This window comes from Streptomyces sp. NPDC059895 (assembly GCF_042731035.1).
GTDB lineage: Bacteria > Actinomycetota > Actinomycetes > Streptomycetales > Streptomycetaceae > Streptomyces.
On record NZ_JBHWKO010000002.1, the window covers coordinates 89686 to 108610 of the forward strand.

Genomic DNA, 18925 nt, shown 5'->3' on the forward strand with positions numbered 1-18925 from the left:
CGCACCGCTCCGGTGTGTCCTCGGCCCGCCCGAGACCGGCGCGCCGGGTCCGCGCGCCACCCCCCGCCCGAAGGACTTCGCCCCGATGACGGACCTGCACGCCCAGCGCCCCGCCGCGCCCGCCTCCGCACCGGTCGGCACCACCCCGCCCCGCGCGGACCACACCACCCGTCACGTCCCGCTCGGCGAGCTGTTCACCCGGTGGGTGACGCGCGACCCGCACGCCCCCGCGGTGACCGACGGCCGGCGCACCTGGTCGTACGGGGAACTCGCGCGGCGGGCCGGCCGCCTCGCCGCCCACCTCGCCGACGGCGGCGCCGGACCGGAGCGGACGGTGGCGCTGGTCCTGCCGCGCTCCATGGAACTGATCGCCGCCGAGCTGGCCGTGGCCCTGGCCGGCGCCGCCTTCCTCCCCGTGGACCCCGGCTATCCGGCCGAACGGCGTGCGCTGATGCTCGCCGACGCCGCACCGGCCGTCGTCCTGGACGACCCGGACCGCATCCGCGCGCTGCTGGAGGCCGACGACCGGGCGACGGACCTCCCCCCGGCCCGAGTGCACCCCGACCACGCGGCCTACGTCATCTTCACCTCGGGCTCCACCGGCACCCCCAAGGGCGTCACCGTCACCCACCGCGGCATCGGCGCGTTCGCCGCGGCGGCCGCCGAGCGGTACGCCGTCGGCCCGGGCGACCGCGTGCTCCAGTTCTCCTCACCGAGCTTCGACGCCTCCGTACTGGAGCTGTGCGTCTCCGTCCTGTCCGGCGCCCTGCTGGTCGTACCGCCGGAGGGGCCCTGGCTGGGCGACGAGTTGGCCGCCGTCCTGGACGAGCACCGCATCACCCACGCCCTCATACCGCCCGCCGCCCTCGCCACCCTGCCCGACCCGGCGGACACCGGCGGCGCGCCGCACCTGCGCACCCTGATCGTCGGGGCCGAGGCGTGCCCGGCCGCGCTCGTCGACCGGTGGGCACCCGGCCGCCTCATGATCAACTCCTACGGGCCGACCGAGGCCACCGTCGTCGCCACCTGGACCGGGCCGCTGACCGCCGGCACCGGAACACCGGCCATCGGCAGCCCGCTGCCCGGCACCGAGGCCCATGTCCTGGACACGGCGATGCGCCCGGTGCCGGACGGCACCGAGGGCGAGCTGTACGTGGGCGGCGACGGGCTGGCCCGCGGCTACCTCGGCCGCCCCGGCCTGACCTCGACCCGGTTCGTCGCCCACCCCGCAGGGCCGCCCGGCGCCCGCCTCTACCGCACCGGCGACCGCGTGCGCCGCGGGGCGGACGGCGAGCTGGAGTTCCTCGGCCGGGCCGACCGGCAGGTCAAGGTGCGCGGCTTCCGCATCGAGCCCGGCGAGATCGAGACCGCCCTGACCCGTGACCCCGGCGTCCGGGAGGCCGTCGTCGTGGTCCGCGACGAGGAACCCGCCCGCGGCCGGCTCGTCGGCTACGTCACCCCCGCCGACCCGGCCCGCAGACCCGAGCCCGCCCGGCTGCGCGCCGCCCTCGCCGCCGCCCTGCCCGCCCACATGGTGCCCTCCGCCGTCGTCGTCCTGGACGCGCTGCCGCTCACCCCGCAGCACAAGACCGACCTGCGGGCCCTGCCCGCCCCCGGCGGCGCGCGCACCGGGGAGCACACCGAGCCGCGCACCGACGACGAGCGGGCCCTGGCCGCGATCTGGGCCGACGTCTTCGGCGTCGACACCGTCGGCGTCACCGACGACTTCTTCGACCTGGGCGGCGACTCGATCCTCGCCGCCCGCACCCTGACGCGGATCCGGGAGGTCCTCGGCGTCCGGCTCTCCCTGCGCGACGTGTTCACCGCGCGGACCGTCGCCGCGCTCGCCCCGCTGGCCGCCGAGCCGTCCGCCGCCGCGCCGCCGGACCCGATCCCCTGCGCCCCGCGCGGGGAGCCCGTCCCGCTCTCCAGCGCCCAGCGACGCCTGTGGTTCCTCGACGACCTCGCCGACGGCGGCACCGAGTACAACACCGGCGTGGCGCTGCGGCTGCGCGGCCCGCTCGACACGCCGGCCCTGCGCCGCGCCCTGGACCGGCTCGCCGCCCGCCACGACTCCCTGCGCACCACCTTCGCCACCGTCGACGGCCGGGGCGTCCAGCTGATCGCCCCCGAGGCGGTGCTGCCCCTGCGCACGGCCGACGTCGGGGACCTGCCCGCCGAACAGCGCGGCGACGCCGTCGAGCGCCTGCTGACCGAGGAACTGCAACGCCCCCACGACCTGACGACCGGGCCCCTGACCCGGGCGCTGCTCGTCCGCCGCGCACCCGAGGACCACGTACTGCTGCTGGCCCAGCACCACATCGTCACCGACGGCTGGTCGGTCGGCGTCCTGACCCGGGACCTGGCGGCCCTCTACCGCGCGGAGGCCGGCGGCGAACCGGACGGCCTTCCCCGGCCGGGCCCGCAGTACCCGGACTTCGCGCTGTGGGAGGGCGAGCGGCGCACCGGCTCCGACGCCGCCGACGACGCCGACGACCTCGGCTACTGGAAGCGCCACCTGGCCGGCCTGCAGCAGCTCGAACTGCCCACCGACCGGCCCCGCCCGGCGGTGCGCACCACCGCGGGCGCGGCACACCGCCACGATCTCCCCGAGCACCTGGTCGACCGGCTGCGGCGGCTGGCCGAGAGCCGTGGCACGACCGTCTTCACGCTGTTCGCCGGGGCGGCGGCCGTGCTGTTCTCCCGTTGGTCCGGGCAGCGGGACGTGGCGTTCGGGACCATCACCAACGGGCGGGACCGCCGTGAACTGGAGGACGTGACGGGCTTCTTCGCCAACACCGTCGTGCTGCGCGGCGAGGTCGACGACGCCGTCACCGTCGACCGGTTCGTGGAGTCCGTGCGCGCGACCGTGCTGGACGCCTTCGCGCACGACGGCGTGCCGTTCGACCGGGTGGTCGAGGAACTGGCCCCGCCGAGGGACCCCAGCCGCACCCCGCTGGTGCAGGTGCTGGTGGTGCAGCAGGCGGCGCCCGCCCTGCCCCCGCGCGCGGCCGGGGTGCGGATCGAGGAGCATCCGCTGCCCCGCCCGGCGGCCCGCTTCGACCTCGTGCTGGAGTTCGCGCCGCGCGCCGACGGCGGCTGCGAGCTGACGGTCGAGTACAACACCGACCTGTTCGAGGCGGCGACCGCGGCCCGGATGAGCGGGCAGCTGCACCGTCTGCTGGAGGGCATGGCGGACGGCCCGCACCGGACGCTGGCCGAACTGCCGCTGCTCTCGGAGGAGGAGCGGCGCACGCTCCTCGACTCCTGGAACCCGCCCGCGGCGGCCGACGGCCACGCCGACGACGCCACGCTCCCGGCGCTGTTCGAGGCACAGGTGGCCCGGACCCCCGACCGGACCGCCGTGACCTGCGGCGAGGTCCGGCTGGACTACGCCGGGCTGAACCGGCGTGCCAACCGGCTCGCCCGGCTGCTGACGGCGCACGGCGCGGGCCCGGAGTCCCTGGTGGCGCTCTGCCTGCCGCGCTCCACCGAGCTGCTGCCGGTGCTGTGGGCCGTCCTGAAGTCGGGCGCCGGATACCTGCCCGTCGATCCCGGCTACCCGGCCGAGCGGATCCGCTTCATGCTCGCCGACGCGGCCCCCGCCCTCGTCGTCGCCACCCGTGAGACCGCCCACGCGCTCCCCGACGACTGCGAGCCGCTGCTCCTGGAGGACACCGGCACCGTGCCGTCCGACACCGACACCGGCGCCGACGCCCCGGACCCGACCGACGCCCGCCCGGCCGAAGCCGACCTGACCGACGCCGACCGCACCCGGCCGCTCGACCCGTCCCACCCCGCCTACGTCATCTACACCTCCGGATCCACCGGCCGCCCCAAGGGCGTGATCGTCACCCACCGCAGCGTGGCCGCACTGGCCGCCTGGGCGACGGAGACGTTCGGCCCGAGCGGGCTGGCCCATGTCGTCGCGTCCACCTCCCTCAACTTCGACGTGTCCGTCTTCGAGCTGCTGTGCCCGCTGCTGGCCGGCGGCGGCGTCGAGGTGGTCGCCGACCTCCCGTCCCTCGCCGACGGCCCCGGCCCGCGCCGGGCCGGACTCCTCAGCGGCGTCCCGTCCGTGCTCTCCCGCGTGCTCGGCGGCGACGGCGCCGTCGAGGCGGACACCGTCGTCCTGGCCGGCGAGGCCCTGCCCGCCCGGACCGTGCGGGACATCAGGGACGCCATGCCCGCGGCCGAGGTGGCGAACCTCTACGGCCCGACCGAGGCCACCGTCTACGCCACCGCCTGGTTCGCCGGCGGAACCGTCCCCGACCAGGCCCCGCCCATCGGCCGTCCCGTCGCCCGCACCCGCGCCTACGTGCTGGACCGCCTGCTGCGCCCCCAGCCCCCGGGCGTCACCGGCGAGCTGTACCTCGGTGGCGGTGGGCTGGCCCGCGGCTACCTGAGACGCCCCGGTCTGACCGCCGCGCGCTTCGTCGCCGACCCCTTCGGCGCCCCCGGCGACCGCATGTACCGCACGGGCGACCTGGTGCGCTGGAGCGCCGACGGCCGGCTCGAGTACCTCGGCCGCGTCGACCAGCAGGTCAAGGTGCGCGGCTTCCGCATCGAACTGGGCGAGGTCGAGGAGGCCCTGCGCCGCTGCGCGGGCGTCGCCGAGGCCGCCGCGGCCGTCCGCGACGGCGACGGCCACCGCCGCCTGGCCGGATACGTCGTCCCCGCCCCCGGCGCCCGCGTGGAACCGGAGGCGGTGCGCCGCGAACTCGGGCGCACCCTGCCGGACTACATGGTCCCCGCGGCCGTCGTGGTGCTGCCCGCCCTGCCGCTCAACCCCAACGGCAAACTGGACCGCGGCCGGCTCCCGGACCCCGCGCCGGCCGCCCCCGCCACCCGCCACGTCACCCCCCGCACCCCCACCGAACGGACCCTCGCCGCCATCTGGGCCGACGTCCTGCACGTGGAGCGGGTCGGCGTCGACGACAACTTCTTCGCGCTGGGCGGCGACTCCATCCTCAGCATCCAGGTCGTCGCCCGGGCCCGGCAGGCGGGCCTCACGATCACCTCGCGGGACGTCTACCGGCACCAGACGGTCGCCGCCCTGGCCCGCCGCGCCGACGAGGCGGGAAGCCGGCGGCCCGCCGCCGCGTCCGCACCCGTCGAGGCGACCGGCTCCGCGCCCTTGACACCCATCCAGCACTGGCTCTTCGACAGCGCCGCGGAGCGGGCCGGGCACTTCGCCCAGACCTTCTCCGTGGAACTGCGCGCCGGCGTCGACGCGGCCGCGCTCGAAGCCGCCCTCGACGACGTGATCGCCCACCACGACGCGCTGCGCTCCCGCTTCCTCACCGACGACACGGGCGTACGGTGGCTGATCGACGGCCCCGCCGCGCCCTGCCGCCTCCTCCGCCACACCGGCCCGGACACCGACACCCCCCACCTCGGCCCCCATGACCTGCGCCACGGCCCGCTGCTGCGTGCCGTACTGCACGACCGGGGCCCCGGACGGCCGCACGTGCTGCACCTGGCCGTCCACCACCTCGTCGTCGACGGAGTCTCCTGGCGCCTGCTCCTCGAGGACCTCGACCGGGCCTACCGCGCCCGCCGCGCGGGCCGGGACGGAGCGGCGGCGCTGCCCCCGAAGTCGTCCCCGCTGCGGCAGTGGGCCGAGCGCCTCGCCGCGCACGCCGCCGCGGGCGGATTCGACGACGAGAGGGCCTACTGGGAGCGGGCGACCGAGGGCGCCCGGACCGCCCTGCCGTCGGACCGGGCGGGCGCCGACACCTACGCCTCGCAGCGCTCGGTGACGGTACGCCTCGCCCCCCGGGACACCGAAGCGCTGCTGCGGACCCTGCCCGAGACCTACCGGACCCGGGCCAACGACGTCCTGCTCGCCGCCCTCGGCCGGGTGCTGTGCGGCTGGACGGGGCACGACCGGGTGCTGGTGGACGTCGAGGGCCACGGCCGTGAGGAACTCTTCGCCGACGTCGACACCAGCCGCACCGTGGGCTGGTTCACCACCCGCCACCCCGTCGCCCTCGCCGTCCCGCCCGAGGCGCCCTGGGACACCGTGCTCAAGCAGGTCAAGGAGCAGTTGCGCGCGGTGCCCCGGCACGGCATGGGCCACGGCGTCCTGACCCTGCCGGGCCGCGACGCCGCACCGCTCCCGGCGACCACCGCGCAGATCAGCTTCAACTACCTGGGCCGCTTCGGGTTCTCCGAGACCTCCGGGACCTACGAGACCTCCGGGACCTCCGAGGGGCTGTACGGCGGGCCGTTCCGTCCGCTGGAGCTGGACGCCGACCCCTCGGCGTCCCGCCCGCACGCCCTGGAGGTCGTGGGGCGGCTGGACGGCGACAGCCTGGAGTTCACCTGGTTCTACTCGGACGAACTGCACCGGCGGGACACCGTCGAGGACCTCGCGGGACGGTTCGCCGAGGCGCTGACCGGTCTCGCACGGTACGCGGCCCGGCCCGGCGCCGCCGGACGCACCCCCTCGGACTTCCCGCTGGCCCGGCTCGACCAGACGCACGTCGACCGCATCGCGGGGGAGGACCCCGCCGGGGTGGAGGACGTCCACCCCCTCACGCCCACCCAGGCCGGCATGCTCTTCCACCGGCTCTCGCAGGACGACCGCGGCGTGTACTTCCAGCAGCTGACGTTCGTCCTGGACGGGGTGGCGGACCCGGCCGTGCTGGCGGACGCCTGGCAGCGGGTCACCGACCGCACGCCGGTGCTGCGCGCCCGCGTGGCGTGGCAGGACGTGCCCGAACCGCTGCTCGTCGTGGAGCGCCGGGCAGCCGTGCCGGTGGAGTGCCCGGACTGGCGCGGCCTGTCCGACGCCGAGCGGGACGAGCGGCTGCGCGCACTGCTCGACGGCGATCGTGCCCGGGGGATCGACCTGACGCGCGCGCCGCTCCAGCGCCTGGTGCTGGCCCGGCTCTCCGACCGCGAGGTCCGTGTCGTGTGGTCCTTCGACCACCTGATCCTGGACGGCTGGAGCCTGTTCCAGGTCCTCTCCGACGTCTTCGCGTGCCACGCCGGCCTGGCGGGCGCCGCGGACGTCCCGCTGCCCGACCGCCGGCCCTTCCGCGACTACGTCGCCTGGCTCCAGGACCGCGCCGACCGGGCCGAGGCCGAACGGCACTGGCGGACCCGCCTGGACGGCCTGGACGAGGCCACCGCGCTGCCCTTCGACCGCGAACCGCGCGAGAGCCACCGCGCGGAGTCGACGCGGGCGGTGCGCGTCACGGTGCCCGAGACCACCACCCGGGCACTGGAGGGCCTGGCCAGGACGGCGGGCCTGACCGTGAACACCCTCGTGCAGGGCGCCTGGGCGCTGCTGCTGAGCCGCCAGGCGGCCCGCGACGAGGTGGTCTTCGGCACCACCGTCTCCGGACGGCCGCCCGAGCTGCCCGGGGCCGACGCCATGAACGGCCTGTTCATCGCGACCCTGCCCACCCGGGTGACCGTGCCACGGGACGGGACGCTGCTCACCTGGCTGGGCCGGCTCCAGCAGGAGCAGAGCGAGGACCGCCGCCACGGCCACGTGCCGCTGCACCACATGAAGGCGTTCACCGGACTGCCCGAACGCGCCGCCCTGTTCGACAGCATCGTGGTGTTCGAGAACTACCCGGTCGACGACGGTCTCGCCACCGCGCACGGGCTGCGGCTCAGCGGCCTGGACGGCATCGAGACCACCAACTACCCGCTCGGCCTGGTCGCCTACCCCGGCACGGAACTCGCCCTGCGCCTCGGCTACGACCCGGACCTCTTCGACACCGCCACCGTCGAGCGGATTGCCGAGTACCTCACCGTCCTGCTGGAGGGCTTCGCCACCGCACCCGAGAGTGCGCCCGCCCGCCTGCCCCTGCTGACGGCCGCCCGGCGCGAGCAGGTGCTCCACGCGTGGAACGACACCGCCACCGACACTCCCGCGGCGACCACCGCGGACCTGTTCGCCGCGCAGGTGCGGCGCACCCCCGACGCCGTCGCGCTGCTGGTTGGCGACGAGCGGCTCACCTACCGCGAACTCGACGACCGGGCCGCGGCACTGGCCGGCCGGCTGGCCGCGCTCGGGGTGCGCCCGGAGGTCGCCGTCGGCGTCCTGATGGACCGCTCGGCCGGTCTCGTCGTCACCCAGGTCGCCCTCGCCCGCCTCGGCGGCGTGTACGTCCCGCTCGACGGCAGGGCGCCGGAGGAACGGCTGCGCACGATGCTCGCGGAAGCCGGCGCCGGCCTGCTGCTCACGGACGGGGCCTGGGCGGAGACGGCCGCGGCCCTCCTCCCGGAGGTCCGCGTGCTGCGGCCGGACGACCCCGCTGCCTCTGTCCTGCGGCCGGACGACCCCGCTGCTCCGGCGGTGAGGCCGGACGGCCCCGCTACCTCGGTCCTGCGGCAGGACGACCTAGCCGCTCCGGTCCTGCGGCCGGACGGCCCCGCTGCCTCTGTCCTGCGGCCGGACGACCCCGCCGCCCCGCCCCCGCGGCCGGACGGCCCCGCCGCCCCCACCCCACACCCCCCGGCCGCGTCGCGACGCGTGCACCCGGACAACGTCCAGTACCTCATGTTCACGTCCGGCTCCACCGGCAGCCCCAAGGGCGTGGCGGTGCGGCAGCGGGATGTCGCGGCGCTCGCCCTCGACCGCGCCTTCGCCCGGCACGACCGGGTCCTCGTGCACTCCCCGCACGCCTTCGACGCCTCCACCTACGAGCTGTGGGTGCCGCTGCTGCGCGGCGGCACGGCCGTGCTCGCCCCGCCGGGGGACCTCGAGGCCGCCGCAGTGCGCCACGCGATCGCCGAACAGGGGGTGAGCTGCCTGTTCCTGACGGTGGGACTGTTCCGCCTGCTCGCCCAGGAGGACCCCGCCTGCCTGACCGGCGCGCGCGAGGTGTGGACCGGCGGGGAGGCCGTGCCCGGCTCCGCCGTGCGGCGGGTGCTGGACGCCTGCCCGGACCTGACCGTCGTCGACGTGTACGGCCCGACCGAGACCACCACCTTCGCCACCCGGCGCGTCTTCCGCGCCGGTGACGCGCTGCCCGCGGCCCTGCCCATCGGCCGCCCCCTGGACGACACCCGCGTGTACGTCCTGGACGGCATGCTCCAGCCGCAACCGCCCGGCGTCCCGGGCGAGCTGTACCTCGCGGGCGCCGGGCTCGCCCGTGGCTACACCGGACGCCCCGGCGCGACGGCGGCCCGCTACCTGGCCGACCCGTTCGGCCCGCCCGGCGGACGGATGTACCGCACCGGCGACATCGTGCGCTGGAGCGCCGACGGCGACCTGCACTTCGTGGGACGCGCCGACGACCAGCTCAAGATCCGCGGCTTCCGCGTCGAACCCGCCGAGATCGAGGCCCGGCTCACCGCGCACCCGGCGATCGCCGAGGCGGTGGTGTCGGTGGCGCGGCACGCGGGACGCAGCCGCCTGGTCGCCCACCTGGTGCCGGCCCCCGGCGCGGCGGTGCCGCCGGCGGCCGGGCTGCGCGAGAGCCTCTCCGGTGAGCTGCCCGACTACATGGTCCCGGCCGCGTTCGTCACCGTGGCGGAGCTGCCCCTGACGGCGAACGGCAAGGTCGACCGGCGACGCCTGCCCGAACCCGGCCTGCCGGCGGCGGACGACACCTCCTACCGCGCGCCGCGCACCGACGCCGAGCGGGTGCTCGCCGGCATCTGGGCCGAGCTCCTCGGCGTGGAACGGGTCGGCGTCGACGACAACTTCTTCATGCTGGGCGGCGACTCGATCGTCAGCATCCAGGTGGTCTCCCGCGCCCGTACCGCCGGGCTCGCGCTGACCCCGAGGGACCTGTTCCGGCACCCCGCCCTCGCCGCCCTGGCCACCGCCGCGACCGGCGCCGCCCCGGCCGTCGCGGGCACCGGTCCGGTGACCGGCGAGGTCGGGCTCACCCCGATCCAGCACTGGTTCCTCGACGCCGCACCGCCGCGCCCGGAGTACTTCGACCAGTCCGTGCTCGTCGAGACGGCCCCGGACGTGGACGCCGACGCGCTCGGCGCCGCCCTGGCCGCGCTGTGGGCCCACCACGACGCCCTGCGCGCCCGCTTCACCCGCGCCGCGGACGGCACCTGGCACCAGGAGTACGCCGCCCTCGCCGCCGACGCCCCCCGGCTGCTGCGGGTGCACGACCTGACCGGTCTCGACGCGGGCGCCGCGCAGGAGGCCGAGGCCCGCTTCTCGCGGGAGGCGCACACCGGCTTCCGGCTGGACACCGGCCCGCTGATCGCCGCCCGGCTGTTCACCGGCGGGGACCGGGCCGCCCGCCTGCTGCTGACCGCCCACCACCTGGTCGTCGACGGCGTCTCCTGGCGCGTGCTGCTGGAGGACCTGGAGACCGCCTACCGGCAGGCCCGGGCCGGCGAGCCGATACGGCTGCCGGGGCGCACGACGTCCGTGCGGGAATGGGTGCGGCGGCTCACCGAGCGCGCCGGCGAGGGGGACTTCGCCGCGCGGCGCGCCCACTGGGAGACCGTCTCGCGGCACTGCGCCGACCCGCTCCCGGTGGACCTCGACGGCGGCAACACCGTCGCCGACCTGCGCGCGAGGACCGTACGCCTCGACCGCCGGCGCACCGACGACCTCCTGCGCAAGGTTCCCGGCGTCTACCGCACCCGCATCGACGACGTCCTGCTGACCGCCCTCGGCCGCGTGCTGGCCGACTGGACCGGCCGCGCCACCGTCGCCGTGGCACTGGAGGGACACGGACGCGAGGACCAGCTCTTCGACGACCTCGACCTGTCCCGCACGGTCGGCTGGTTCACCAGCCTCTTCCCGGTCGCCCTCGAACTGCCCGAGGGGGACTGGGGCACCGCCCTGAAGTCGGTGAAGGAACAGCTGCGAGCGGTACCCGACCGGGGCGTGGGCCACGGCGTCCTGCGCCATCTGGCGGGCGACGAGCGGCTCGCCGCCGCGCCGCCGCCCGGCATCAGCTTCAACTACCTGGGCCGGTTCGACTGGTCGGCCGACGGCGGCGCGCTGGTCCGGGCGGTGCCCGGCGGCCTGGGCGGCGCCGAGGACCCCGGGGCGCCGCGTCCGCACCTGCTGGACGTGGTGGCCCGCGTCGAGGACGACGAGCTGGAGATCACCTGGCACTACAGCGGCGGACGCCACCGCGAGGAGACGGTCGCCTCGCTCGCCGAGGGCATGCTGCGGTCGCTGGAGGAGATCGTCGCGCACTGCGCCGCCCCGGACGCCGGCGGCCGCACCCCCTCGGACTTCCCGCTGGCCCGGCTCGACCAGAGGGCCGTCGACCGGGTCGTGGGGGACGGGCGCACGGTCGAGGACGTGTACCCGCTGACGCCGATGCAGGCGGGCATGTTGTTCCACAGCCTCCTGGATCCCCGGGCCCGCACCTACGTGAACCAGGTGCAGGTGGTGCTGCGCGGCGTCACCGACCCGCACGCGCTCGCCGAGGCGTGGCGGCACACGGCGGACGCCAACCCGATCCTGCGCACCCGCCTGGTGTGGCAGGAGACCGCCGAACCCCTCCAGGTGGTGGAGCGGCGGGCCGTCGTGCCCGTCACCCACCACGACTGGTCCGCGAGGCCCGCCGAGGAGTGCGCGCGGGACATGGAGTCGCTGCTCGACGCGGACCGGCGGGCCGGCGTCGACCTCGGCGCGGCTCCGCTCCTGCGGCTCACGCTGATCCGGCTGGCCCCGGACCGCGTGCGCATGGTGTGGACGTTCCACCACGTCCTGCTCGACGGCTGGAGCGCGGCCCAGGTGTTCGACGAGGTGTGCGAGCGGTACGCGGCCCTGACCGCCGGGCACCGCCCACGGGTGCCCGACCGGGCGCCCTTCGCCGACTACCTGCGGTGGCTGGCCGCCCAGGACACCGGCCGTGCGCGGCGCCACTGGCGCGAGACCCTCGCCGGGTTCGCCGTCCCCACCGCGCTGCCGCGCGACCGGCGCACCGCGGACGCCCACCGCACGTCCTCGTCGGGAACGGTCCGGGTGGCCCTCGGGCGGGAGGTGTCGGCGCGGCTGAAGGAGACCGCGCAGCGGGCCGGGCTGACCGTCAACACGGTGCTCCAGGGCGCCTGGGGGCTGCTGCTGCACCACTACGGCGGCGGTGACGACGTCGTCTTCGGCACGACCGTGTCCGGCCGCCCGGCCGAACTGCCCGGCGTGACCTCCATGGTGGGCCTGTTCATCAACACCCTGCCCACCCGGCTGCGGATCGACGGCGGGCGCCCCCTGCTGGAGTGGCTGCGCGAGGTGCAGGCCGCCCAGTCGGAGGCCCGGCGCCACGACTTCGTCTCCCTCGCCCAGTTGCAGACCTGGAGCGAGGTGCCCGGCGGCACCAACCTGTTCGACAGCATCGTCGTCTTCGAGAACTACCCGTTCGACGAGGGCGCCCTGGCCCGGCACGGGATCGCCGTCGAACAGGAACGCGACCTGGAGCCGACCAACTACCCGCTCAGCGTGGTCGTCGCCCCCGGCGACGACGTGACGGTGTCCCTGGACCACGACCCGGCGGCCTTCGACGCCGCCACCGTCGAGGGCCTCGGCGCGAGCCTGCGCACCGTGCTGACGCGGATCGCCGCCGACCCCGACCGCCGGCTGACCGACCTGCCGCCGCTCGAACCGGACGACGGACGCCGCCTGCTGGACCGGCTCGCGGGGCCGGTGGCGACGCTGCCGCGCCGCACCCTCCCGGACGCCTTCGCGGCCCAGGCCGCCCGCACCCCCGACGCCCCGGCCGTGACCGCCGGCGCCGAGCACCTCACGTACCGGCAGCTCGACGAGCGCGCCAACCGGCTGGCCCGCCTCCTGATCGAGGCCGGGGCCGGACCGGAGCGGTTCGTCGCGCTGGCCCTGCCCCGCACCGCCGACCTGGTCGTGGCGCTCCTCGCGGTCCTCAAGAGCGGCGCCGCCTACCTCCCGGTCGACCCCGGCCATCCGGCGGAGCGCATCGCGTTCCTCTTCGAGGACGTGCGGCCCGACGCGGTCATCACCTGCGCCCGGACCTCCGAGCGGCTGCCGGACGGCCCGTACCCGCGGATCGTGCTGGACGACGCGGCCTGCGCCGGGCGGCTGGCCGCCGCGTCCGCCGCCGGCGTCGGTGACGGCGAGCGGCGCGGCGGGCTGCTGCCGGACCACCCCGCCTACGTCATCCACACCTCCGGCTCCACCGGCCGGCCCAAGGGCGTCGTCGTCCCGCACGCCTCGGTGGTGGCGCTGGCCGACTGGGCCGCCGCCGAGTTCACCGACCGCGACCTCGCCCACGTGGTGGCCTCCACGTCGCTCACCTTCGACGTGTCGGTGTTCGAGATCCTCACCCCGCTGCTGGCCGGCGGCCACGTCGAGGTCGTCCGCGACCTGCTGGCCCTCGCCGAACGGCCCGGGCCGTGGCGTGCGGGACTGCTCAGCGCCGTCCCCTCCGCCCTGGGCCGCCTGCTGGCCGAGGACACCGTGCGGGTCACGGCCGGCACCGTCGTCCTGGCCGGGGAGGCGCTGCCCGCCCGCGCCGTCCGCCAGGTGCGGGAGGCGGTCCCCGGCTGCCGCGTCATGAACATCTACGGCCCCACCGAGGCCACCGTCTACGCCACCGCCTTCACCTGCGACCCGGCGGACCCCGACCGGGTCCCGCCCATCGGCCGGCCCGTCGGCGGCGCCCGCGCCTACGTCCTCGACGCCCGCATGCGGCCCGTGCCCGTCGGGGCGCCCGGCGAGCTGTACCTCGCCGGGACCGGCGTGGCCCGCGGCTACCTGAACCGGCCGGGCCTGACCGCGTCCCGTTTCCCGGCCGACCCCTTCGGCCCGGCCGGCAGCCGCATGTACCGCACCGGCGACCTGGTCCGCTGGACGGCCGGCGGCGACCTGCTGTACCTCGGCCGGACCGACGACCAGGTGAAGGTGCGCGGCTTCCGCATCGAGCTCGGCGAGGTGGAGGCCGCGCTGGCCCGGCATCCGCGGGTCGCCGCGGCCGCCGCCCGGGTCGTGGAGCACGACGGCCACAAACGCCTCGTGGGCTACGCCGTGCCCCGCGGCGGCGACGCCCCGGCACCGGCCGACCTGCGCGCCTTCCTCGCCCGGACGCTGCCCGACCACCTGGTCCCGGCGGTCGTGGTGCCGCTGGAGCGGCTGCCGCTGGGCGCCACCGGCAAGCTGGACCGGCGGGCCCTGCCCGACCCGGTGTGGTCCGCGGCCGTCACCACGGACGGCACCCGGCCGCCGCGCACCGCCACCGAGCGGACGCTCGCCGCGATCTGGTCGGAGGTGCTGGGCGTGCCCGACGTGGGCGCGACGGACAACTACTTCGGGCTCGGCGGCGACTCCATCCTCGGCATCCGGATCGTCTCCGCCGCCCGCCGGGCCGGACTCGCGCTGACGCCCCGGCACCTCTTCCAGCACCAGACGGTCGCCGAACTGGCCACGGCCGTCGAGGAGTTCCCGGCCGCGGCGACGGGCGCCGCCGAGCAGGGCCCGGTGCTGGGAGACGTCCCGCTGACCCCCGTACAGCACTGGCTGTTCGACACCCTCACCGGCGACCCGGCCCGCTTCACCCAGGCGGTCTCCTTCACGCTCGCGTCCGACACCGACGAGACGCTGCTGCGCGCCGCCCTCGCGGCGGTGCTGGAGCAGCACGACGCGCTGCGCATGCGGTACGAACCGGCCGGCGACGGACGGTGGCGCCAGCACGGCACCCCGCCCGGCGCCGCGCCGCACCTGGAGGTGCACGACGCGCCCGCCGAGCCGGACGCCGTGGCGGCCGGCCTGTCCTCCGGATTCGACCTGGCACGGGGGCCGCTGTTCAAGGCCGCCCTGTGCCGCCGGGACGGCCACCGGCCGCCCGTCCTGCTGCTGGCCGCCCACCACCTGGTCGTCGACGCGGTGTCCTGGCGCGTGATCCTGGAGGACCTCGACGCCGCCCACCGGGCCCTGCGCGCCGGTGCCGAACCCGACCTGGGGGCGAAGACGACCTCCTTCCGGCAGTGGGCCCGGCGACTGGCCGCGCACACCGCCGATGGCGGCTTCGACGAAGAGATCGCGTACTGGAGCGGCCTGCGCCCCACCGCCCTGCCGACCGACCTCACCGGCGGCAACACCGCCGCCGACGAGGAGACCGTGACGGTGAGCCTCGGCGAGGAGGACACCCGCCGGCTCCTGAAGGACGGGCCGGACGCCTACCGCACCCGCGTCAACGACGTCCTGCTGTGCGCCCTCGGCCGGGTCCTGGCCCGCTGGACGGGACAGGACCGGGTGGTGGTCGCGCTGGAGGGACACGGCCGCGAGGACCTCTTCGACGACGTCGACCTCGCCCGTACCGTCGGCTGGTTCACCACCCTGTTCCCCGTGGGCCTCGACGTGCCCCGCGACGCCGGCCTCGGGGCCGCGCTGAAGACGGTCAAGGAGAACCTGCGCGCCGTGCCGCGCGGCGGAGTGGGCTACGGCGCGCTGCGCCACCTGCACCCCACGGCCGGACGCGAACTGCCGGAACCGCCCCGGGTGGGCTTCAACTACCTGGGACAGCAGGACTGGAACCCGGCCGAGGGCGGTCTGCTGCGCGCGCCCCACGGCGGGCTCTCCGGCGGCATGGACCGCTCGGCGGACCGGCCGCACCTCATCGACGTCCTCGGCCGCGTCACCGGCGAGCGGCTGGAGTTCACCTGGTCGTACTCCCGGCAGGTGCACCGGCACGACACCGTCGCACGCCTCGCCCGGGAGACGGCGGAGGAACTGCGGCGGATCGTCCGGCACTGCGCCGAGCCCGGCGCGGGCGGCCGCACCCCGTCGGACTTCCCGCTCGCCGCGCTGGACCAGGCGGCCGTCGACCGGCTCGCCGGCGACGGCCGCGACGTGACGGACCTCTACCCCCTCACCCCCACGCAGACCGGCATGGTCGTGCACGCCCTGGACGAGCCCGGCGAGGGCCTGTACACCGAGCAGATCACCTTCGTCGCGGACGGCGTGCGCGACCCCCGGCTGCTGGCGGCCGCCTGGCAGCACGTCGTGGACCGCACGCCCGTGCTGCGGACCGCCGTGGCCCTCGGCGGGGTGCCCGTCCCGCTCCAGACCGTGCACCGCCGCGTCACGCTGCCCGTCACCGCGCTCGACTGGAGCGGCCTGGACCCGGAGCGGCGGGACACCGCACTGCGGCGGCTGCTCGACGAGGACCGCGCCCGCGGCATCGCCCTGGACCGCCCCCCGCTGCTGCGCGTCACCCTGATCCGGCTCGGCCCCGACGAGGTGCGCGTCGTGTGGACCTTCCACCACGTCCTGCTGGACGGGTGGAGCGTCTTCCACGTGCTGGGCGACGTGATGGCCGCGCACGCCGCGCTCGCCGCCGGCACCGAACCGCGGCTGCCGCGGCGGCGCCCCTTCGCGGACTACGCCGCCTGGCTGGCCGGCCGGGACACCGCCGCCGCCGAGGAGCACTGGAAGGCCGCCCTCGCCGGCTACGCCGCGACCGTCCCGCTGCCGTACGACCGCAGGCCCGCCCCGGGCGCCGCCGCCCGGTCGGGAACCTGGCTGTCCCGGCGGCTCGGCGCCGACGCCACGGCTCGGCTGACGGACTTCGCCCGCCGCCACCGGCTCACCCTCAACACGCTGGTGCAGGGCGCCTGGGCGCTGCTGCTGGCACGCCTCGGCGGCGAGCGGGAGGTGTGCTTCGGCACCACCGTCTCCGGCCGGCCCGCCGACCTGCCGGGCGCGGACACGATCACCGGCCTGTTCATCACCACCCTGCCCGCGCGGGTCACCGTGGACGAGTCCGCGCCGTGCGCCGCGTGGCTGCGGGAGCTCCAGGCCGCCCGCGCGGAGGACCGGCGCTTCGACCACGTGCCGCTGACGGACCTGCACCAGTGGAGCGAACTGCCCCCCGGCACCGCCCTCTTCGACAGCCTGCTGGTCTTCGAGAACTACCCCGTGGGGGACGCCACCGCCGGCGCCCACGGCGTGCGGATCCGCGACCTCGACGCCCGCGAGGCGACCAACTACCCGCTCACCGTGGTGATCTCGCCCGGCGACGAGCTGAGCGTCGAACTCGGCTACGACACCCGGTACTTCGAGGAGAGCACGGCCCACGCCCTGGCCGCCCGGCTGACGCACACCCTGTCCGCCCTCGCCGCATCCGCTGACCGGACGCCGCTGCACGCCGTCGACGTGCTGCCCCCCGACGAAAGGGACCGGTTGCCGCACGGCCCCACCCGCCCGCCGATGGCGCCGGTGCCCCCGGCGACGCTGCCCGCGCTGATCGAGGCCGCGGCCGACCGGTGGCCGCACCGACCGGCCCTGGCCGCAGCGGAGTCGACGCTGACCTTCGCCGAGGCCGAGGCACACGCCGACCGGCTCGCCCACCGGCTCATCGCGCGCGGAGCGGGACCGGGCGACACCGTCGCCCTCGTCCTGCCGCGGTCGGCGGACATGGTCCTCGCCCAGCTCGCCGTGGCCAAGGCGGGCGCCGCCTTCCTCCCGGTGGATCCCGGCTACCCGGCCGACCGGATCGCGCTGATGCTGCGCGACGCGGACCCCGCCGTCACCCTCACCGCCGAGGAGGTCGCCGGCCTGCTCGCGGCGCCGCCCGACGGGACGCCCGGCCACCGGCCCACCGACACCGACCGCGTCCGCCCGCTCCACCTCGACGACCCGGCGTACGTCATCTACACCTCCGGCTCCACCGGCACCCCCAAGGGCGTCGTCGTCACCCACCGCGGACTGGCCGGCTTCGCCGCCGCCGAGGCCGCGCACTACCGGGTCCGCGCCGGCGACCGGGTCCTGGCCTTCGCCACGCCCAGCTTCGACGCCTCCGTGCTGGAGCTGTGCATGTCCCTGCCGAGCGGCGCGGCCCTCGTCGTACCGCGGCCCGGCCCGCTGCTCGGCGCCGAACTGGCCGACGTCCTGCGCACCGAGCGCATCACCCACACCCTGCTGCCGCCCGCCGCGCTCGCCACCCTCCCGCCGGACACCCCCGGCACCCTGCCGGACCTGCGCACCCTGATCGTCGGCGCGGACGCCTGCCGGGCCGAACTGGTCGCCCGGTGGGCGCCGCACCACCGCATGGTCAACTCCTACGGGCCCACCGAGGCGACCGTCGTCGCCACCTGGTCCGACCCGCTGGAACCGGACGGCTCCGCGCCGCCCATCGGCCGCGCGCTGCCGGCCACCGGCGCCTACGTCCTCGACGCGCGCCGGCGCCCCGCCCCCGACGGCGTGCCCGGCGAACTGTGGCTCGCCGGACCGGCCCTGGCCCGCGGCTACCTGGGCCGCCCCGGCCTGACCGCGACCCGCTTCACCGCCGACCCCTTCGGACCGCCCGGCACCCGCATGTACCGCACCGGCGACCTGGTCCGCCGCGACGCCCGCGGCGAACTGCACTACCTCGGACGCACCGACCACCAGCTCAAGCTGCGCGGCCACCGCATCGAGGCCGGCGAGGTCGAGGCGACCCTGGTGCGCCACCCCGCGGTGCTGGACGCCGTGGTGAGCGTGCGGGAGGACGAACCGGGCCTGCCGCGCCTGGTGGCCCACCTGCTCGTCGCGCCCGGCGCCGAACCGCCCGCCGGCGCGGACCTGCGGGCCTTCGCCGCCCGCACCCTGCCCGCCCCCATGGTGCCCTCGGCGTTCGTGGCCCTGGACCGGTTCCCGCTCACGGAGAACGGCAAGACCGACCGGGCCGCGCTGCCCGCACCCGGCCCGCGGGCGCAGGAGCCGGCCGCCGGGCACGTGCCGCCCCGCACGCCCACCGAGGAGGCCGTCGCCGCCCTGTGGGAGGAGGCCCTGGAGACCACCGTGGGCGCCGAGGACGACTTCTTCGCCCTGGGCGGCGACTCCCTGCGCGCCCTGCTCATCGCCTCCCGCGCCAACGACACCTTCGGCGTGACCCTCACGCCCCGCGACGTCCTGGTCAACCGCACCGTCGCCGCTCTGGCGGACCTGGTGGAGGAACAGGTGCTGAGCGAACTCGAAGACGCCGCACGCGGCGACAGCGACCACGCAGAACGGTGAGGACCGGAC

1 protein-coding gene is annotated in these 18925 nt (G+C 76.7%); it reads left to right on the forward strand.

Annotated features, from left to right (window positions below; translation table 11 throughout):
• Window positions 1-85: 85 nt before the first annotated feature.
• Window positions 86-18916, forward strand: coding sequence for a non-ribosomal peptide synthase/polyketide synthase (locus ACFV9M_RS02550; RefSeq protein ID WP_385064832.1), 18831 nt, complete (start codon window positions 86-88; stop codon window positions 18914-18916).
• Window positions 18917-18925: the final 9 nt, after the last annotated feature.